General features: G+C 36.9%; 22 protein-coding genes. 2 read left to right on the top strand and 20 right to left on the bottom strand.

Annotated elements, in window-relative coordinates:
- Window positions 1-55: 55 nt before the first annotated feature.
- The 18 genes from Q0X02_RS00370 to Q0X02_RS00455 form a co-directional block, all read right to left on the bottom strand.
- Window positions 56-478, bottom strand: coding sequence for a hypothetical protein (locus tag Q0X02_RS00370; protein ID WP_297809869.1), 423 nt, complete (start codon window positions 476-478; stop codon window positions 56-58).
- A gap of 118 nt (window positions 479-596) precedes the next feature.
- Window positions 597-1,697: a tRNA 2-thiouridine(34) synthase MnmA gene (mnmA, locus tag Q0X02_RS00375; protein WP_297809872.1), complete on the bottom strand. Its 1,101-nt coding sequence runs from the start codon at window positions 1,695-1,697 to the stop codon at window positions 597-599.
- Window positions 1,690-2,778: a cysteine desulfurase family protein gene (locus tag Q0X02_RS00380; protein WP_297809874.1), complete on the bottom strand. Its 1,089-nt coding sequence runs from the start codon at window positions 2,776-2,778 to the stop codon at window positions 1,690-1,692. Before Q0X02_RS00380 ends, mnmA begins: the two co-directional genes overlap by 8 nt.
- A 124-nt stretch (window positions 2,779-2,902) precedes the next feature.
- Window positions 2,903-3,781: a CPBP family intramembrane glutamic endopeptidase gene (locus Q0X02_RS00385; protein ID WP_297809877.1), complete on the bottom strand. Its 879-nt coding sequence runs from the start codon at window positions 3,779-3,781 to the stop codon at window positions 2,903-2,905.
- 73 nt (window positions 3,782-3,854) lie between these two features.
- Entirely contained in the window at window positions 3,855-4,508 is a 654-nt protein-coding gene (locus Q0X02_RS00390; RefSeq protein ID WP_297809879.1) for a YitT family protein, read from the bottom strand.
- Between the two features lie 432 nt (window positions 4,509-4,940).
- Window positions 4,941-5,525: a rubrerythrin gene (gene rbr, locus Q0X02_RS00395; protein ID WP_297809881.1), complete on the bottom strand. Its 585-nt coding sequence runs from the start codon at window positions 5,523-5,525 to the stop codon at window positions 4,941-4,943.
- A gap of 87 nt (window positions 5,526-5,612) precedes the next feature.
- Window positions 5,613-5,873 carry a G5 domain-containing protein gene (locus Q0X02_RS00400; RefSeq protein ID WP_297809882.1) on the bottom strand — a complete coding sequence of 87 codons (261 nt, stop codon included), beginning with the start codon at window positions 5,871-5,873 and terminating at the stop codon, window positions 5,613-5,615.
- Between the two features lie 331 nt (window positions 5,874-6,204).
- Window positions 6,205-6,822, bottom strand: coding sequence for a hypothetical protein (locus Q0X02_RS00405; RefSeq protein WP_297809884.1), 618 nt, complete (start codon window positions 6,820-6,822; stop codon window positions 6,205-6,207).
- Window positions 6,823-6,895: 73 nt separating this feature from the next.
- The gene (locus Q0X02_RS00410) at window positions 6,896-7,834 is read right to left on the bottom strand and encodes a hypothetical protein (protein ID WP_297809886.1); all 939 of its coding nucleotides are present in this window, start codon (window positions 7,832-7,834) and stop codon (window positions 6,896-6,898) included.
- Window positions 7,831-8,376: a type II secretion system protein J gene (locus tag Q0X02_RS00415; RefSeq protein WP_297809889.1), complete on the bottom strand. Its 546-nt coding sequence runs from the start codon at window positions 8,374-8,376 to the stop codon at window positions 7,831-7,833. The genes Q0X02_RS00410 and Q0X02_RS00415 overlap by 4 nt, the downstream gene beginning before the upstream one ends.
- Window positions 8,333-8,656 carry a prepilin-type N-terminal cleavage/methylation domain-containing protein gene (locus tag Q0X02_RS00420; RefSeq protein ID WP_297809892.1) on the bottom strand — a complete coding sequence of 108 codons (324 nt, stop codon included), beginning with the start codon at window positions 8,654-8,656 and terminating at the stop codon, window positions 8,333-8,335. Before Q0X02_RS00420 ends, Q0X02_RS00415 begins: the two co-directional genes overlap by 44 nt.
- Entirely contained in the window at window positions 8,640-9,095 is a 456-nt protein-coding gene (locus tag Q0X02_RS00425; protein ID WP_297809895.1) for a prepilin-type N-terminal cleavage/methylation domain-containing protein, read from the bottom strand. The genes Q0X02_RS00420 and Q0X02_RS00425 overlap by 17 nt, the downstream gene beginning before the upstream one ends.
- Entirely contained in the window at window positions 9,079-9,636 is a 558-nt protein-coding gene (locus tag Q0X02_RS00430; RefSeq protein ID WP_297809897.1) for a hypothetical protein, read from the bottom strand. Before Q0X02_RS00430 ends, Q0X02_RS00425 begins: the two co-directional genes overlap by 17 nt.
- Before the next feature lie 74 nt (window positions 9,637-9,710).
- Window positions 9,711-10,364: a Crp/Fnr family transcriptional regulator gene (locus Q0X02_RS00435; RefSeq protein ID WP_297809899.1), complete on the bottom strand. Its 654-nt coding sequence runs from the start codon at window positions 10,362-10,364 to the stop codon at window positions 9,711-9,713.
- Window positions 10,365-10,390: 26 nt separating this feature from the next.
- Window positions 10,391-11,473 carry a hypothetical protein gene (locus tag Q0X02_RS00440; protein ID WP_297809900.1) on the bottom strand — a complete coding sequence of 361 codons (1,083 nt, stop codon included), beginning with the start codon at window positions 11,471-11,473 and terminating at the stop codon, window positions 10,391-10,393.
- Window positions 11,474-11,521: 48 nt separating this feature from the next.
- Window positions 11,522-12,811 carry a glycine/betaine/sarcosine/D-proline family reductase selenoprotein B gene (locus tag Q0X02_RS00445; protein WP_297809902.1) on the bottom strand — a complete coding sequence of 430 codons (1,290 nt, stop codon included), beginning with the start codon at window positions 12,809-12,811 and terminating at the stop codon, window positions 11,522-11,524.
- Between the two features lie 9 nt (window positions 12,812-12,820).
- Window positions 12,821-14,107: a glycine/sarcosine/betaine reductase component B subunit gene (locus Q0X02_RS00450; protein WP_297809905.1), complete on the bottom strand. Its 1,287-nt coding sequence runs from the start codon at window positions 14,105-14,107 to the stop codon at window positions 12,821-12,823.
- Window positions 14,108-14,121: 14 nt separating this feature from the next.
- Complete coding sequence (locus Q0X02_RS00455; RefSeq protein ID WP_297809908.1) at window positions 14,122-14,472, bottom strand: GrdX family protein; 351 nt, start codon at window positions 14,470-14,472, stop codon at window positions 14,122-14,124.
- Between the two features lie 272 nt (window positions 14,473-14,744).
- Here Q0X02_RS00455 and Q0X02_RS00460 point away from each other — a divergent pair, with 272 nt between their 5' ends.
- Window positions 14,745-15,476, top strand: coding sequence for a TraX family protein (locus tag Q0X02_RS00460; protein WP_297809910.1), 732 nt, complete (start codon window positions 14,745-14,747; stop codon window positions 15,474-15,476).
- A gap of 125 nt (window positions 15,477-15,601) precedes the next feature.
- On the opposite strand, the gene Q0X02_RS00465 is transcribed toward Q0X02_RS00460, so the two are convergent.
- The gene (locus Q0X02_RS00465; protein ID WP_297809913.1) at window positions 15,602-15,802 is read right to left on the bottom strand and encodes a hypothetical protein; all 201 of its coding nucleotides are present in this window, start codon (window positions 15,800-15,802) and stop codon (window positions 15,602-15,604) included.
- 178 nt (window positions 15,803-15,980) lie between these two features.
- Here Q0X02_RS00465 and mnmH point away from each other — a divergent pair, with 178 nt between their 5' ends.
- Entirely contained in the window at window positions 15,981-17,000 is a 1,020-nt protein-coding gene (gene mnmH, locus Q0X02_RS00470) for a tRNA 2-selenouridine(34) synthase MnmH (RefSeq protein ID WP_297809916.1), read from the top strand.
- A 45-nt stretch (window positions 17,001-17,045) separates the two neighbouring features.
- Here mnmH and Q0X02_RS00475 read toward each other — a convergent pair whose 3' ends face one another.
- Window positions 17,046-17,954, bottom strand: coding sequence for a putative ABC transporter permease (locus Q0X02_RS00475; protein ID WP_297809919.1), 909 nt, complete (start codon window positions 17,952-17,954; stop codon window positions 17,046-17,048).
- Window positions 17,955-17,969 lie beyond the last annotated feature (15 nt).

Genomic DNA, 17,969 nt, shown 5'->3' on the forward strand with positions numbered 1-17,969 from the left:
TCCGCCTTTTGTGTAAAGCTTTTTATTAAACTTAAACAACTATTCCAAAATATTTTTACAATTTGTTGTATTCCTTTGTTAGACTGTCTCTCAACATTTCGATATTTTCCAAGTACTCATTCGTCGAGTCGTACACTTGGTTGATTTCTTTTCTGATTCTCCAATCGGTAAATGGGTTGTCGAACACAATGTCTAGCATGAACTCCTTCATCGAATACAAATCTCCGAAGTCTTCCAGCTCCACGTGAATGTCCGACAATTCTTTTTGTAGTTTTTGTGAGAGTTGTTTGATTAGTTGGAGTTTGCTTTGTGCTTTTTCCATTTTGCTTCTCTTGAAAAACCCAATCATACCATCTCCGAACAAAAGGTCTGCCAACGCCCAGTTTTTTGCTGATTTCAAATCTTTTAGTACATCTTCTAGTTTTATCACCAAATCATCGCATACATCAATGGCTTCTTTTATTTCTTGTTTTTCCATAGTCTCCTCCATTTTTGCTTTTATTAATTATACCACAAATATCGTCAATTTATTCACTATTTGACGTTTTGTAGCAATTGGAAAAAATCCACCAGATTTTTCAACCTAGTGGACTGTTTTATACCATTAATTTTTTATCTCCGTTGTATACTTCATCTATTATCGCAGAGCCGATGCACACTTCGCCGTCGTAGAACACCGCTGCTTGTCCCGGTGTTACGGCTTTCGTGTCGTCGTATGTGACTTCGACATTTGTGTCGTCGATGAATTTGACGTGCGCTCGGATGTCTTTTTGTCTGTATCTGAATTTGGCTGTGCAGTCAAACTCGTTTCTGTCCAAATGATTAAGCGATGTTTCAAATTGACTGGCGTATAATTTGTTGGAGTACAACAGTGGGTTGTCCTCTCCTTGGCATACGATTAATTCGTTCGTGTCCAAGTTTTTCCCGCACACAAACCACGCTGCTCCGTCTCCGCCGATTCCGAGTCCCCTTCGTTGACCGATTGTGTGATACATCAGTCCGTTGTGCTTGCCCAAGATATTTCCGTCGACATCTACGATGTTCCCTCGTTTCGCCGGCAAATAGTGCGACAAAAATTCGTTGAAGTTTCTCTCTCCGATGAAACAAATCCCCGTAGAATCTTTCTTGTAAGCAGTTGCCAAATTATATTTCTTGGCTATCTCACGCACTTGTTTTTTTTGGAGTTCTCCAACTGGAAACATCACGTTTTTGATTTGCTCTTGCGTCAGTTGGCTCAGAAAATACGTCTGGTCTTTGTTGTTGTCAAGCCCACGAAGTAGCTTCACTCCGTCATCAGTTTGTTCTATTCTCGCATAGTGACCCGTCGCCACATAATCTGCACCGAGCTTCATCGCAAAATCCAAGAACGCTTTGAATTTGATTTCCTTGTTGCACATTATGTCGGGATTGGGCGTTCTGCCTTTTTTGTATTCGTCCAAGAAATAAGTGAACACTCTGTCGTAGTATTCCTTCTCGAAATTGATGGAATAATAATCTATGCCGATTTCATTCGCCACAGCCACCGCATCCTTGTAATCTTCTTCTGCCGTGCAAACTCCGTCGTCGTCAGTCTCGTCCCAGTTTTTCATAAAAATCCCCACGACATCATATCCCTGCTGTTTCAACAAAAGCGCCGCCACCGACGAATCCACGCCTCCGCTTATTCCCACTACTACTTTTATTTTCGAATTATCCATTGTTTTTTCCCTTTTCGTACAGTTCATTTAACACATTTACCGCTTTCAATATTTCTTCCTCGGTGTTTTTAAACCCAAAGCTAAACCTCACCGAATGTTCTGCCCTTTGTCCGTCGTACATATTTTCAATCACGTGCGAATTTGTGATGCTACCTGCAGAACAAGCAGACCCTGCCGACACGCACACTCCGTGCATATCCAAATAAGTCAACAAGAAATCATTCTTCTCAAAAGGAATGTATAAGTTCAAAATATGAGATGCACAATTGTCCACATTACCATTAATTTCGCAATCAAAATGTATATTATCCAAGAAAGTCTTCTTCAAATTTGCAATATACTCACGTTCTTCGACAGATTTGACCAGGGATTTCTCCAACGTGTACGCCCCCATCACAAAAGAAGTGCCACCTCGTCTGTAATTCTCCTGCTCACCTGCATAAATCAGATTGTCCAAATCCTTCCTTATATATAGCACCCCAAATCCGTTTAGCCCACCGAGTTTGTGCCCCGAAAAAGACAGCGAATCGCAGTGCAAATCCTCAATGTCGACATCAATATGGCCCACCGACTGAGTGGCGTCGATGTGATACCAAATGTCCGTATCTTTCAAGTATTCGCCGAGTTTTCTCACGGGTTGGATGGCTCCCGTTTCATTGTTGACGTGTTGAAGAATAATCAGCCTTGTATCCGGTGTGATGTTTCGTATGATTTCGTCGCAATTGACCACACCGTTTTGATTTGCATCTATCAAAATCACATTGGATTTGCTGTGCTCTAACGGATTCAAAATAGATGGATGCTCTATTTGTGATGTGATGATATCGTAGTTTTCATTGGAAAAATTATTGATGATATAATTGTTGGATTCGCTCGCACCACTTGTGAACACAATCCTATCATCAGAAGTATTCAAAAACTTCGCAATCTCATGACGGGAACTCTCCAACGTCTTCTTGGCGAGTCTTCCCATCTTGTGAATACTGTCAGCATTCGCATCAAAATCCATCATATTATTCATAATATATTCAATAAGCTCCACCCTTTTCAAAGATGTCGCAGCATAATCCAAATAAATCATAATCTAACCTCTCTTATATGCTATTATACTATATTTTCCAGCCAAAAAAATCAACCTCACAAGCTTTTGCAAACAAAAACCCCAATGCAAATTTTAGCATCGGGGATAGACTATAAGTTCAAATTCATTCTGCGATTTCCTCGCAATTTGAGTGTCGGATTTTCCAGTCGTTCTTGAAATCCTTCAAGAAGACAAACATCAATATCGTACACGCAAAAATCACAATCGAAAAAACAACCGCATATTTTGCAAGCAACTTTTCGTTGAAGGAAACGAGCAAACTCAGAGAATTGTTAATCGTATGAAGAAGAATTGATGCGTAAATGGACTCCGTGTAGAAGTAGACCGCACAAATCACAATCCCTCCGATTAGTGCATACACTCCTTGGAACAAATTAAAGTGGAACACTCCGAACACAATCCCGTTCAGGACAATCGCCCATTTATAAGGAAGAAGTCGTTCGTTTTCTGTGAACAAAGTCCCACGCAACATCAACTCCTCGGAAATCGGAGCGAAAATAGTAATAGCAAGAACCGACAACATCATATTGCCCTTCATCAATTCTTCAGATGCCTTGTTGTACACATCACGGCTTGCCACAATTTGTGGGAAAAATTTGCCCAAATACATCATCAAAAAAACAGTAATATTGATAAGACCAATAAGACCAATTCCCACCACGAAAAGCTTCACGATTTCAGAAAAAGAAATCTTTCTTTTCTTTAAGTAATCCCTGTTGTATTTCGTTTGAAAAATCTTCGTTCTAAATTTAATGATTAAAAGGAAAATAATAATCCTCAAGATTTGTCCACAAAGAAGAAAAGCCGCCCCATTTTTCACATAAAAATCTTGGAAATTACCATCAAATCCTATAAACTTGGCAACAACTCCTCCAATCACTCCAACAACAAGCTCTGGAATCACGAACAAAAGTAAAAGGATAACTCCTTGTAAAATCGCAATCAAAAGATTGGAAAATTTTAGTTTTCTCGTACTCTCCATAAAAACCTCCAGTTAATTATATATACCCAAATTTTTCTTTCAATAAAAAAATCAAGCACTAGGCTTGATTGTTTTAAGCTTTTGATATGGCTTGATTTGCCATTTTTATTTCTGGATTTGGTAGTTTCACTTCGAATTGTCCTATCAAGAACGATGATATTACAGTTGTCAAAAGTGAGAACATAATTCTGTCGATTGGAATGTACATAAGTGACAATGCCAACACTGTGACGTCCGAGAACAAATACGCCAATGATATTTTGAGTCCCGATTTTGTGGATATCGTCATCGCCAAGGCGTCGTCGCCTCCTGCTGCTCCACCTTCGCTCACTACAAGTCCGCATCCTATTCCGATGCAGATTCCTCCGACAATACTTGCTAACAATGGCACATCGTACATACTTGGCAACACCGGTCCGATGATGTTGAAGATTTTCGCAAATACTGCAAATGACATTGTGGCTACGAAGGCTTTCTTCACAAAATCAAATCCCATTATCGAAAATCCAAGAACGTAGCAGCTCACATCCAATACTACGGATGTTATTGATTGGTCAAATCCGAAGACTTTGTTCAAAAACAACATCATTCCGAGCACTCCGCCCTCTGTTACTCCTGATTGTTTATGTACGTTCACTACTGCGAACGCCATGATAGCACATCCTAGAATTATTTTTATTAATCCTTTTTTAGTTAATCCGAAAAATTTTAGCATTCTACTAAGCATTTTATCTTCTCCCGTTTAGAAATTTAGGAAGTTAAAATTGACCACGAAAAAAAGACTGCGGTTCAAGTTTAACTTGCCTTTGCAATCTCTGGTTTTGATGCTTTTTTGTTTGCTGATTTTTTCTTGTAAAAACTCTGAACCTTATTGTTCTTTTTAGCCTATAAGAGCATCACATCAGATGCTTTCCAGGCTCTTTATCGAGCAATAGTCATCAGATAAAAACTACCAAAATATTTATTTGGTACCCATAGATAATTATTTACAAAGAGATTATATACTATTTTTAGCCAGTTGTCAACTTTTTTTGTAAATTAGAGGAGATTTTGCTGGTTTTTTGTTTACATTATCGCTTTAATATTAATAATCTAAAGCGATTTTTTCAAATAAAAAACCCCAAAAGTCATAAAACTTTTGGGGCTTGATTGTATAATTTTAATAAGTTTCTCTGAAGATTTCGAAGAATGATTGTGGATGAGCACATGCTGGGCATTTTTTAGGTGCTGTTTTGCCTTCGTGGATGTAGCCGCAGTTGTTGCATTTCCATAGGTAAACTTCGTCTCTTTCGAATACTTTGTTTTCTTCGATGTTTGCCAATAATTTTCTGTATCTTCTTTCGTGAGCTTCTTCTACTTCTCCGATTTCAGTGAATACACGTGCGATTTCTTTGAATCCTTCTTCTTCAGCTATTTTGGCAAATTCCGGATACATACTTGAACATTCAAAGTGTTCTCCTTCTGCTGCTGATTTGAGGTTACTCTTAGTGTCTCCTAAGTGAACTGGAAATCCTGCTTCGATTTGTATTTCAGCATCTTGTAGGTCTTCGCTCAAAAAGTTCATAAATCTTTTTGCGTGAGCCATTTCGTTTCTTGCAGTTTCTTCAAAAATCATAGATATTTGAACGTATCCTTCTTTTTTTGCAGTTTTTGCAAAGTAAGTGTAGCGCATATTTGCTTGGCTTTCCCCTGCAAATGAAGCCATCAAATTAGTCGCTGTTTTTGTTCCTTTTAAACTTGTCATTTTATTTTCCCCCTTGTAAATTTCAAATGAATCCCCCAACTCATTTGTCTACATTATACTATATCATACTTTTCAAAATTATTCACATTATTTGTCAGATTTTTGATTTTTAAAGTCATCAACTATTCCCTTTGTTCCGATTTTTACGATTCTATCCTCTCCCACTTCGATTATTTCTTCTTTTTTTATTGTGGGCTGGCCGTTTATATCTTCGTAGTGTATTTTTTTGATTGTGGGCTTTCCCGGATTTATGATTTGAGTTTCGTTTTGTCGCAGGTTGTTGTCGTAGATTTTTCTAACTTTTGGTTCTTGTTCTGCGATTGCGAAGTCTTCTCCGTATTTTTTCACACAAAATCACCTCTTTTTTATTTATACCCATTATTTTAATTTATTTGTCAGGCTTATAAATAGCGTGTTATTTATAAGATATTCCAATAAATAAACACAAAAATCTATGATAGAATATATATATAATATCAATTGGAAAACAAAATGATTTTTACAATGATAGTTAATTAAATTTTTTACAATCAGAGGTATTTATGTTTTATTACTATAATATCGTACAAATTAGCTAACTAACCATTTCATTTAAAATTCTCTATTCAAGAAGGTGGGCATTTGTGCCTGCCTTTTTGATTTTTCCCACTAAAAAACGCCCACTCTCGTGGACGTCTGTTTATAGGTTAATCATTCCGCTTTTTTCTACGTAGTTGACTATTATGTTGTAGAGCAACAATCTTACAAATCTCAATCCGATATACAATGACACGAATGATACTATTACGTAGTTGACTTTTTTTAGTAGTAGGAAGTTGTAGTTCATCGCCAAGAAAAACAACAGCATTATGAATGCTTCGAGTATTACAATGTAGACTCCGAATGGATAAAACGCCATTGAGAATGCCGATTGCAACATCACCAAGAAAAGTACGCTGTATTTTTCGTCTATTTTCCACTTGTCACTGAAGAAGAATATGTTGGCGACTCTGTAGATTATTTTGAATTTTATTATAGCCAAGACGAATATGAACAACGACCTTATTGCGAAATATATAGTTCCAACTTTTTCGTTTCCCGATATGTATCGGCTGATGTCAAAGCTGGAGTAGTAGTCCAAAAACACGCTTATTATGAAGGCTACGATTGTCATCGACAGCAATCCGTTTTTCATATTCTTGAATTTATTTATGGGAAGTTCCAGTGTTTCTCCCATAAATTCTATGATTTCAAAAAAATCATCGCGATATTTGGAACGTTTGCTCTTCATATCGTCGTATTTATTAAATTTTGTCATATAAGCAAACCCTCCCTTTTTACTTATCAAATATATTATACAACAAGTACACATAGTTGTTCAAATGTATTGTCTAGTTGAAATAGCTGCAAACAAATTCGTATTTGTTGGTTTTAAATTTGCTGTCATCTTCTGTGAATTTGATTGTCGCAGGCTCGATTGACAGATATTCGCCTTTTACTGTGTAGTTTACAGCCGTCTGTGTTTTAAGTAGCAAAAGTCCATCCACCTCTATTTTTAAGTTGTCACCGGTGGTTTTTGCGTAGAAAATATTGTTTTTGTCGACAAAAATCCCCGACACTTTGATGTCGTTGTAGATGTAGATTTTGTTTGAATCGACGATTATGTTGTCTGCCTTTTCGGAAAAGACAACCAGGCTTTTGAGAAATTCATCGTCAATTTTCCCTTGCTCGGACGTTTCGCCCTGAGTGGGTTGTTCGTCTTGTTTTTTGTCGGATGATTTCTCCTCAATTTCTCTTAGTTTTTCATCTACTTTCTTTTTGTCGCAGACAAACGTCGAGTTGTCTACGCTGTACAAAAAGCACTCCTCGAAGTCAATTTTCTTGTAATTGCCTTTAAATTCGTCATAAACTTCATCTATTTTTTTGTCGGATACGACCCTGTCTTTGAAAAAATCCGCCCTCTTGTATTTCATCGTCGTGTTCACATACGAGCCTTTGTTGTTTGGAAAATACGTCAAGAAGCTGAATTTTTTGATTTTACCGTCATCTTCGTTGTAGATGTCGCCTTGGAAGATGTAGTTGAGCTCGTCGATTTTCAGACTGTAATATCCGCTGTAATTTTGTTTTAATTTGTCATCTAAAAGCTTTCTTGCGTTTATGATTTGAACGGCAGAGTACGCCCTCGCTTTGGCGTTCAAATAATTGTACTTGTATGCGTTCGTCTTTCTTATGTTTGTCACTTGAATCAAAACGAACGATATCACGACAACAACGACGAAAATCATAAGCATTGCGTACACGCTTATGAATGCTCTGGATTTTTTGTTCATTTTAATTTTTCTCCGATGTAGACTACAAATTTCTCATTGTCTTCTGTGATGTAAATATTCTTGTCATCATGTGTTGCGCTGAAATTGGCGACGTTTTGTCTCAATAAGTTCTTCGAGATTCGAGATGGCGATTCGCTGTTTTTTATTTTGTCGAAACTTCTTTTATCGGTGAATGTGTATCTGTAAATATCGCCGTCTTTTAGTGCGTAGTACACGTAGGTGTAGGCTTGTTGCTTGTAAATCTTGTCGTCTTTTACGAGCACAAATCCGAGCGATTTGTCACTATCTCGCCATTTAAAATCATCGAAGTAGACACAAGAAGACTGTTCTATTTCTCTTTTTATGTAGTAGGCTGTGTGACTTGTATCATCGAGCCTGTCCTTGGATTCAAAGCTTTGGCTCATTATTTTGAAATTCGCCCTGAACGACAGGAAAATCACCGCCAAAATGATGGAGAAGATGAACAAACTCACCATAACCTCCAACAACGTAAACGCCTTATTTTTGTTTGTAAAACGACACATTTCTCGTAACATCTCCATTTGTCACCGATACATCTACCTCGATTAGACCGTTATGATTGGTCTTTTTGACATTGACCGTGGAATTTTCGCTCAAAATAGATTTGTCCACATCGTCACTCGATTTCAAGCTCTCGATGGCGTTGTCCAAATCGTGCAGAACGATTCTTTCGGTGTTTGCCTTTTTCTGCAAAACAAGCGCATTCTTCAACTGTGGATAGTAGACTACGACGCACAGGCTCACCAATAAAAGCGCGAACAAAACCTCGAGCAGAGTGAATCCTTTACTTTTTTTCTTCATATTTTCTCACACTTCCTGTTGCAATATTGTAAGTGATGTGTATTTTAGATTTGTGGTTTTCGTAGGTGATTTTTGGAAATCCGGACGGTGCCGAAGAATCCGCAATAAAAACACGAGTTTTCGAATACTTGCCGTCTGTGTAGTACAATTTTCCGTACTTGATACTCCTCTTTGTGAAAACCTCAGAATTGTTCTTGTCAGAAATCTCGTAGGTGCCATCATTTAACTTAAATTCCAGACTTTTTCCGGAGTTCATCGCAACGCTCCTCGCCGTTTTCAAATCGCTTAGAAGAGTGTTGATTTCGTTTCTGCAATTAATATCTGATTTGAAGTCGTATTTTATCACACAAACCATAATCACGACCGAAATAATGAACAGCCCTGCCAACACTTCCAGCAAAGTAAACGCATTTCTCTTTGTCCTACAAATTAAAAACATTTCCCATCACCACATACAACAAAAAAGAAGACCAAATCACGGGAACAAATGCAATCTCCTCGTTCGCTTCTTTTCTTATAATAAACATCAACGCCCTGATTCCACTTATAATTCCAAGATAAAAAATGAAATTTACTAAGTCTGTAAGATTTTTACTCATACCAAGCCCCAGAATAATAAGAGAATCGACGCTGCCCATAAATCTGTCCTTCGTCACGAAATTGAAAATCGCAGGAATTAATAAAATCAGAAAACTCGTAACATAAAATCTCGAAAATATAGAAACTACAATACTACACAGAATGAAAAATATACAATTAATCCAGTACACCTCGTTAGCTTTGAAATCATCAACCATCATATCAATAGACCCAAGTAGCAGTGCAAAGTTGTAGTTTGATTTTGTATCCGTTATGCGGAAAATCGCACACAAAAAAACCGAAATCAACACAAACACGCCAATGTTTTTGATGGATAATCTTTTCAAATAGAAATCCATCAAGCACTTAGCTATCAACATAACAACTATTATGGTTTCCATACTTTCCTCCATAACAATATTATAGTATAATTTTAGCTAAAAAACATTTTGTTTTGTTAATTTCGATAGATAAATTAGTCAATTATTTTGAGTAAATAATCCCTGTTTAAGACGTGAATTTCCATCGCTTCAATGTAAATTGCCTTGTCATCGGCAAACTTCTTCAATTCCTGGTTCAAGCTCGGCCTGTTTACACGAAGGATATCTGCTAGCATAGTCTGAGATGTCGGAAGCTTCAAATAATCCACCTCGTCTAAGTGAAGAATCCAATACGCAAGTCTCTGCGACACCTTCGAATACTGTGTCGCTCTTATGACGAGTTTGTTGAAACAAGTGTATTCCGCTACAAATTTCAAGATGTTTTTCGTGAGTACAATGTCCGTGTCCATAATCTTCTCGAACTCTTTGAAAGGCAAGAAATACACCTTCGTCTTCTTGGTTGCGTAAACATCGTAGGGAAACTCACGAGTATGCCCAAAATACAAATAAAAGGGAAAAGCGTCCCCCGTAAGATAATATGAGGACACTATTTCCTTTCCGTTTATTGTGTATTCGCAGGCTTTCAAACAACCTTTTTCGATAAACATTGCATAATTTAACTCTTCCTCTTTGCTAAGAACCATTTCGCCTGATTCATAGTTTTTAGAAAAAAAATCTAATTTAAGTAATTCATTCTTTGTTCTCTCAGATATATTATCAAATAGTTTAAAATCTAATATTCTAGCCATTTCCACACTTCCTAGGTAATATGTTTTTATTTTTTCATTATAGCTCTTATCACCATAATAAACAATAAAATTATGCCCAAATAACCATTTAGTACATATACATATTTTACCAAAATATCGAACTTAAGTAAAAGGCCAATTACCATTCCCAAAACTCCGATAATAAGTGTTGCCATTCTGAATTTCTTAGTATTTTCTTCAAAGAATCTTGCAATTACAGTCCATAGTAGTGGTACTGCTGTAGTGTAAATTCCCAAAATTATAAAAATCGAGAAAATGTTTGCAAACAACGGATTAATATCACTTGCTAGTATTAATGAAGGTATTTGTGAACTATGAACTTCATTTATAGATAATAATATAGCAAATGCCATTATAATAGTTGCTAGCGAAAAACCTGCTGCGCCTAGAATTTGTCCGTACTTAGTTTCTTTTAAATTCGATGAATTTTTCCCAACTGTTGCACAAAATGCAGCTAACCACAACATACAAAAACCTACATATGACAATGCTGAAGCCACAAATCCAAAATTTGATGCTTGATTAATCTGTTTTTTCTCCACAAAAATTTTCAACGCTTCTAGTGAAGAACCTAAGCTTGAAATATTTTTAGCTATTGAAATTAATCCTACTAATATAGCCAATATAACTATCACAGGTCCTATTTTCCCAATAACATCTACAATTCTGTTTAGCCCACACATAACCGTTATTATTGCCAATGCACCTAGTACAATTCCACCTACAAATGGTGGAGCGTTGTAATGTTGAACTGCTGTTGCCTGAGCTCCAGATATCATTACTGTAAATGATAAGAATATGAAAAATATTGAGAAATAATCGTAGAATGTTCCCAAACCTTTTCCACAAATATGTTTGTATATGTCGTTAGGATTGTCGAATTTTTCTTCAAAGCCGTATTTTACAAATTGTACTCCTACAAAAGCTAAAGCTAAAAAGCAAATACACACTCCAATTAATCCAACAAGCCCATAGGATGAGAAGAATTGCATTAACTCTTGACCTGTTGCGAATCCAGAACCTATTAGCAAAGCTATGAAGGCTCCTGCATAATTGACTACTTTTGAGATTTTTATTTTTTCATTCATAGCAATTCCTTTCTTTTTAAAATCTTAATAAAAGCTAAAAAGCTTTTATTAAGATTTAAATATTGTAGGTTTGTCGACCTTAGTTTCTAAAGCTTTAATTGCACGTTCTACTAATTCTTCTCTCAATCCATCTTCACGAGATTGTAATTCAGGATTACCAACTGGATATGGAATTGCGACTGTAGGTATAATTCTGTTTGCTCCTACTGATTGTGAAATTGTAGTTATAGTAGCCATATGAACTATAGGGATACCATATCTTTCGATTTCTTTTACCATCGTTGCACCGCAACGTGTACAAGTACCTCAGGTACTAGTCATTATAACGCCGTCAACGTGGGCATCCTTCAATTCTTTTCCGATTTCCTTACCAAATCTCTTGGCGTTTGCTACAGATGTTCCAGTTCCTGTTGTAGTGTAGAAATATTTGAACACATTTCCGATAACGCCTTCTTTTTTAAGTCTTGTAAGTTGGTCTAATGGAGCAACTCTGTCTGCCTTTGCGTTACAGTATACAGGGTCAAATCCTCCGTGGATTGTGACAAATTTGCCCTTCAATTCGTCCAAATCACTGACATCGTATTTCGCCCATTTTTGTGCTGATGCCGATTGAACTTTGTCAGGGTTTCCTTCAGGAACAACACCACCAGTTGTGATAAGTGCGATTGTAGCTTTGCTCATATCAGCGATTGGTGCTGCTGGTTCAACTTCGTCAAATTCTGGCATTGGAAGTTCTGTTTCAAATTCTTCGTTGTTGAATCTCTTGAGAAGCATTTCAACTGCACGTCTAGCTCCGATTTTGTCAGAAAATTCTGTCAAACGTCTTCCTTGTGCAAGATATCCGTCTTCTTTTGGAGAAAGCTTTTTGCCTTCGATTATTTTATTAGTCAATGCTGCCATTTCTTTGATGGCTTGTTTCATTTTTGCTGCTGAATCAGCTGTCAAGATGATGTAGCTGTTAAGTCTACACATATCAACTGCTGGGTTTTCGTTGTACATTCCTGTTACCATTGGAACGTCTTTGTCTTTTAATAGATTGATAACTCCCGAACAAGCCATACCGTATCTACCAGCGTTGAATGCAGGTCCTGCTACGACTATGTCTGGTTTTACTTTTTCAAATACATCTAGTATGAATTTGTCTGATACTTCTTTGTGTTCGTTGTAGTAGTTGTCACCACAGACGATTGTTCCTACAACTTGTCCGTCTACCAAAGCCTTGTCGAAGGCTTGTGCACAACCTACAGGTTTTTCTTCAAAATGAGGTTCATAATCAGCTTTGTCTTCTCCACCTATTTGTCCAAAAAACTGATTTACATAGTATAATATTCTCTTCATAATAACCTCCTAGTAAAGCTTAACTGTAAGATTGTGGAATCCTATTTCAGATGTAGAACCAGTAACTGCGTTGAGTTCGCATACTATTGTTCCTTTTTCTTCATCCAAACATCCATCCCATCCACCAGCTAAGTTCTTGATAGCTTCAACACTACCGATAATCTTGTCTGGTTTATCCAAGTGAACAAGGTGTGATACGTTTCCAGTAGATACAACTGCACATGCTTCTTTCTTAGCATCTGCCAATGGTTGAGAATCTCCTGCCCAACCAGCACATTCGTCAGTGATTAGAACTGATTTGATACCAGCTTTTTCCAATCCCGATGAAATCATAACCAAGTCTGAGTCTGGATTTCCGTATCCTTCTTCTGATATAACAACTCCGTCTGCCGCTAACATCTTGCAAAGTTTTACAGTGTAATCGCAAGTTCTGAATTTACCATCCAAAGTAGTAAGCTCTGGAACCATAATTTCTCCGACAAAGTTGATAGTCTTGCCGTGTTCCTTGTATAATTCTTTTATAACTGAATTGTTTTGGTGTTGGTAAGTTGTAATCTTATCGCAAGCAGCTACGCAGTTACCACTTACAACAGCTCCGTCTAATTCTTCGTTAGGATGAAGAACTGTAGGAAGAATCTTCTTAACATCTACTCCGTAAATGTAAACATCGTGAAGTAGACCTTGCGCTATCATCATTTGTGCATAGACAACTCTTGGCAAATCTTTAAGTCTTTCTGATTCTGTCTTTATGTCTTTTATTTCGAATACTTCGCTGTTGTCAGCTTTTACATTTTCCAAAGCGTATCCCAAATACTCAGCCGATTTCAAACCAACAAGTCTTGCGCAAGTTTCGTGTTCGTGTGGTTCGATGCCTTTTTCAACTTTTATATCGACAACAACGTTTAATGTCTTAGAAAATGGAGTATAATCAGCTCCTTCTCCCCACATATCGATGATACCTTCTTGGAAACCAACTACATCACCGACAGTTACTACAGCGACATTTTTCATAATCTTAGTGATACCTTCACCAAGTTGTTCGATTTCTCCTGTAACGCCTGGTGTTTTGTTAGTTCTGCCAACTCTAAATCTAGGCTCGATACAATCTTTAACTGGAATGATTCTTGTCTTTTCGCCCGGTTTTGCAATGTCTATATCGATTTCCGTTACAAAATCAACGTCTTTCAAAAAATCAATCATCTCATCTTTGTTGATAAAAAGTGTTTTGTTTTCAACTTTAGTCACATCTGAAAACTTAACATCTTCTATCAAACAATTTTGATATTCTAATTTCATAACCTACTCCTTCTCTAATTCTCTATACCTTCTTTAAGTAAGACCGCATCCAACACGCAATAATCGTCATTATTTCGGTAGTCTGGTTTTCTTTCTCCCATTGTGTTTTGATAAGTTGTGATGGAGTTTTCGATAATCTCGATGGATTTTTCCGAAAATCCCTTCTTCAACACAACGCTTCTAACCGGAGAATAAAACATCCTGATGGATGCAGCTAGAGGATGCGTCACCAAAGAATATCCCAAATGTGTGAGATCTCTTACTTTATATAACACATCCAAATATTCCCCTTTGACTTCAATACTGTTTTGATATTTGTTAATTACACTACTATTATTACTAACAATCAAAATATCTTTTTCCATAAGCACCCTCCTTATACTATTATTAAACCATATATCTTGATAAAAAAAAGTTAGCGCACTAACACATATTAAAGTTTTTGTTGGCGTACTAACAAATATGCAAAATTTACTAGTATTTTTATTTTCAATTTTCATTCGTATTATGTTTTTTTAAGAGGAAATGTTTCATTTTTTTTAAAATTTACGATTTTATTTGTAAATTTTTGTAAATATATTGCCAATTTTTTCGATTTATAGTATGATACATTGTATTCAACAAAAAGGGGGAATTTATGGATTTAAACAAAAGATTTGAGAACGAAAAGCTAAAAAAAATTCAAATATTTGACGCAGCACAGTTAAAATACATTGCATTTTTGTCGATGCTGATAGACCACGTGAACAACTCCATCGTCACGCATTTTCTGACAGGTAAGGGATGGCTACTTTATGTATCGAACTTTTTATCTATATTGGGAAGAATTGCATTTCCTATATTTATATTTTTCATTGTCGAGGGGTTTTTCAAGACGCACGATAGGTTGAAATATCTTCGCAACTTGCTTGTATTCGCAATTATTTCGGAAGTGCCTTTCGATATGTTCACCTCGAAGGTGTTTTTCGACCCGTACTGGAACAATATGATGTTCACTTTGGCGTTGTGTTTGGTGACAATTTGGCTGATTGATTATCTGAAATCAAAAATCACCAACAAGATTTTCTGGTATTTCGTGTCGATTGTAATTGTAATCGCCTTCGGATTTTTGGCGATGCTTTTAAGTCTCGACTACGACTACAACGCGATTGTACTTGCGTATTTGTTCTATATTTTCTACGACAAGCCTGTAATCTCGGCTGGACTTGGATATTTGTCGATTATCAAAGAAGTGTACTCGTGCTTGGGATTTTTTATGACGGTTTGCTACAACGGGAAAAAGGGCAGACAGCACAAATTGGTAAACTATCTATTCTATCCGGTTCACTTGTTTTTATTGGCGCTGGTTAGATATTATTTTAAATTTTAATTCATTGCAAATGGATGCTATCTATATTTTGTAGGTGGCATCTTTTTTTAATCTATTGCAACAAAAAAAGTCAGGGTTTGCACCCCAACTCACTTTTTACAATGACTAGAACAATTTTCCTAAATCTACTTTTTATTTTCATACACTACGGCGAAAAACAGAATAGATATAGCCACTGACACTATTGACAAAGGTAGCGCCTTGGCTGTTATGTACTCTGCGATGTAATCACTAAAGACGCATATTTTTAATACACATATAGCGATAAATGCGAAAATTATTCCCAAACACCATTTGCAAATATTAGAAGTATTTTTCATAATCATACCATCTCCTTTTGTTAACTTGATTATACTATAATTTTTTGTCTATGAGTCATATATTTATATTTGTTGCTACTTTGTTTGTATTTCTGAGATTGGTCATAGAATATTTCACTGAACTTGTGTCAACATCTTTTCTAATATGCAAAAAAGGTGTATAATTAGTATTTTGGAGGGTAATATGTTCGTTTCAAATACATACGAGGAAATTATAAAGCTTGAAAATTTAATATTTGTAGATGTGAGAAGTGAGTACGAATACAATCTTGAAACCATCCCTCACGCAATCAATATGCCGATTCTCGACAACGATGAAAGAGTCGAAATCTCGACGATTTACGATATGGGAAACCACGAGAAGGCGAAGGAGCTCGCAATTCGATACGCTTCTGTCAAGTTGGAGGATTTTTATGTTAAAATCCGTGACCTGTCGGAAAATCACAACGTGTGTCTTTTTTGCCAACGAGGTTCGATGAGAAGTAGCGTAATTTTCAACATACTGAAATCTATGGGGCTTTCAATTTACAGGCTAAAAGGCGGCTACAAGGCGTATCGCAAATTCGTAATATCCGCTCTTGAACGAGAAATCAAATCGCACGAATACGTCAACATCAACGGATTCACGGGCGTCGGAAAGACGGAGATTCTGGATTTTCTCGAAAGAGAAGGACACAATGTGCTGAACTTGGAAAAACTCGCAAATCACCGTGGCTCAATCCTCGGCAACGCAGGACTTGGCAAACAGCCTTCGCAAAAAATGTTCGAGAGCCTTCTTTATGAAAAGTTCACTGAGTTTGACGGAAAGCTCGTGTTTGTCGAAAGCGAGAGCAGCAAGATTGGCACCATCAACGTCGTCAAAGACCTACGCCAAGCCTACAACAATTCCGCCCACCAAGTATTCGTGAATTGTTCGATTGACAAGAGAATCGAAAGAATCAAAAATGACTACCTGCAAAGCGAAAAATCAATCCCCGACATCAAAATCGGCATAGAATACTTGTCCAAATACATCGGCAAGGCCAACTCCGATATTTTGTTGGATAAACTCGAAGAAAAAGACTACGATGACATTATAAGAACTCTTATAGTGCAATACTACGACAAAAACTACGCCGTCAAGAAAAAGGACTTCGAGTTGAAGGTTGACAACGTGAACTCGAATGTTTGTGCCGACGAAATAATCAAATACTATGAACAATGAGAATCAAAAAATCTCCACACAATCAACTCGATTGCAGTGGAGATTTTATCTTTTGTATGTTATGTTGTTTCTCTTGGCGATTTTCTCGATATTTTTGTGGTGTCTGTTGATTCGTCTTATTCTTCTGTTGTAGACAGAATCAATTTTGTTGTCGATTTTTTGCAATCTGTCGAGGTCATCAATCCTATCTTCGACAAATTTTTTGAGTTTTTGCTTAATCTCAGTCTCGCGATTTATCCTGTCATCGAGGATTTTTTTGCTGTTCGATATGAAGGATTGTCGGATATTTTTGTTGTCGATTTTTTCTCTGATGGCGCTCTTGATTTCTGAAATACTGCGTTCCAATTCTGTGGAATTTTGCTGAGCTTTTTCCATGAGTTCTTTTTGAATTTCCTTCAAATACGAATCGACTTTCTCGTGGTATTGCATCAAAATTCTAAATCCGTACGCTTGTCTTGTAGAAACCACCACATCAGCAGCAAAAACAGCCGTTAGAACGTAAATCACGAAAGCAAAGTTGCTGTGTTGAATTTGTTTTTGCAAGTTATAAATGAAAATGTTGGTGTGTCTGACCATAAGTATCGACATTACTCCGAAAAACATCGACGAACGCAGGCAAATCAAGCCCTTGAAGTTCATAAACCTCTTAGAGTAGTCCCAGTATCTTACTTTGAATATTTTTTCAATCGTAGCTCCACTGACGAGTTCGAGAAATGTCGCGATAACAAGACCTGAAGTGAAGATTACGATGAGTGAATCGCTAAATCTGGATATTGCTTTGTCGACAAAAAGCGTTATGAATACCGCTCCGAAGCCGTATATCGGCAGGATTGGCCCGTACACAAACCCTCTGTTTGTGAGCTTTTTCTCGTTCAAACTGACCCAGATTACTTCCCACACATATCCAAAAATCGCATAAAAGAAGAACATATACAAGTAATCTACTACTTCCATTTTTCCCCTTAAAAA

Origin of the sequence: uncultured Finegoldia sp. (assembly GCF_947252345.1) — a bacterium.
Taxonomy (GTDB): Bacteria; Bacillota; Clostridia; order Tissierellales; family Peptoniphilaceae; genus Finegoldia.

Excerpts from the sequence above, each read along its gene's own strand:
- Q0X02_RS00370 (WP_297809869.1), bottom strand. The coding sequence starts at position 478 with ATGGAAAAACAAGAAATAAAAGAAGCCATTGATGTATGCGATGATTTG.
- mnmA (WP_297809872.1), bottom strand. The coding sequence starts at position 1,697 with ATGGATAATTCGAAAATAAAAGTAGTAGTGGGAATAAGCGGAGGCGTG.
- Q0X02_RS00380 (WP_297809874.1), bottom strand. The coding sequence starts at position 2,778 with ATGATTTATTTGGATTATGCTGCGACATCTTTGAAAAGGGTGGAGCTT.
- Q0X02_RS00385 (WP_297809877.1), bottom strand. The coding sequence starts at position 3,781 with ATGGAGAGTACGAGAAAACTAAAATTTTCCAATCTTTTGATTGCGATT.
- Q0X02_RS00390 (WP_297809879.1), bottom strand. The coding sequence starts at position 4,508 with ATGCTTAGTAGAATGCTAAAATTTTTCGGATTAACTAAAAAAGGATTA.
- rbr (WP_297809881.1), bottom strand. The coding sequence starts at position 5,525 with ATGACAAGTTTAAAAGGAACAAAAACAGCGACTAATTTGATGGCTTCA.
- Q0X02_RS00405 (WP_297809884.1), bottom strand. The coding sequence starts at position 6,822 with ATGACAAAATTTAATAAATACGACGATATGAAGAGCAAACGTTCCAAA.
- Q0X02_RS00410 (WP_297809886.1), bottom strand. The coding sequence starts at position 7,834 with ATGAACAAAAAATCCAGAGCATTCATAAGCGTGTACGCAATGCTTATG.
- Q0X02_RS00415 (WP_297809889.1), bottom strand. The coding sequence starts at position 8,376 with ATGGAGATGTTACGAGAAATGTGTCGTTTTACAAACAAAAATAAGGCG.
- Q0X02_RS00420 (WP_297809892.1), bottom strand. The coding sequence starts at position 8,656 with ATGAAGAAAAAAAGTAAAGGATTCACTCTGCTCGAGGTTTTGTTCGCG.
- Q0X02_RS00425 (WP_297809895.1), bottom strand. The coding sequence starts at position 9,095 with ATGTTTTTAATTTGTAGGACAAAGAGAAATGCGTTTACTTTGCTGGAA.
- Q0X02_RS00430 (WP_297809897.1), bottom strand. The coding sequence starts at position 9,636 with ATGGAAACCATAATAGTTGTTATGTTGATAGCTAAGTGCTTGATGGAT.
- Q0X02_RS00435 (WP_297809899.1), bottom strand. The coding sequence starts at position 10,364 with ATGGCTAGAATATTAGATTTTAAACTATTTGATAATATATCTGAGAGA.
- Q0X02_RS00440 (WP_297809900.1), bottom strand. The coding sequence starts at position 11,473 with ATGAATGAAAAAATAAAAATCTCAAAAGTAGTCAATTATGCAGGAGCC.
- Q0X02_RS00450 (WP_297809905.1), bottom strand. The coding sequence starts at position 14,107 with ATGAAATTAGAATATCAAAATTGTTTGATAGAAGATGTTAAGTTTTCA.
- Q0X02_RS00455 (WP_297809908.1), bottom strand. The coding sequence starts at position 14,472 with ATGGAAAAAGATATTTTGATTGTTAGTAATAATAGTAGTGTAATTAAC.
- Q0X02_RS00460 (WP_297809910.1), top strand. The coding sequence starts at position 14,745 with ATGGATTTAAACAAAAGATTTGAGAACGAAAAGCTAAAAAAAATTCAA.
- Q0X02_RS00465 (WP_297809913.1), bottom strand. The coding sequence starts at position 15,802 with ATGATTATGAAAAATACTTCTAATATTTGCAAATGGTGTTTGGGAATA.
- mnmH (WP_297809916.1), top strand. The coding sequence starts at position 15,981 with ATGTTCGTTTCAAATACATACGAGGAAATTATAAAGCTTGAAAATTTA.
- Q0X02_RS00475 (WP_297809919.1), bottom strand. The coding sequence starts at position 17,954 with ATGGAAGTAGTAGATTACTTGTATATGTTCTTCTTTTATGCGATTTTT.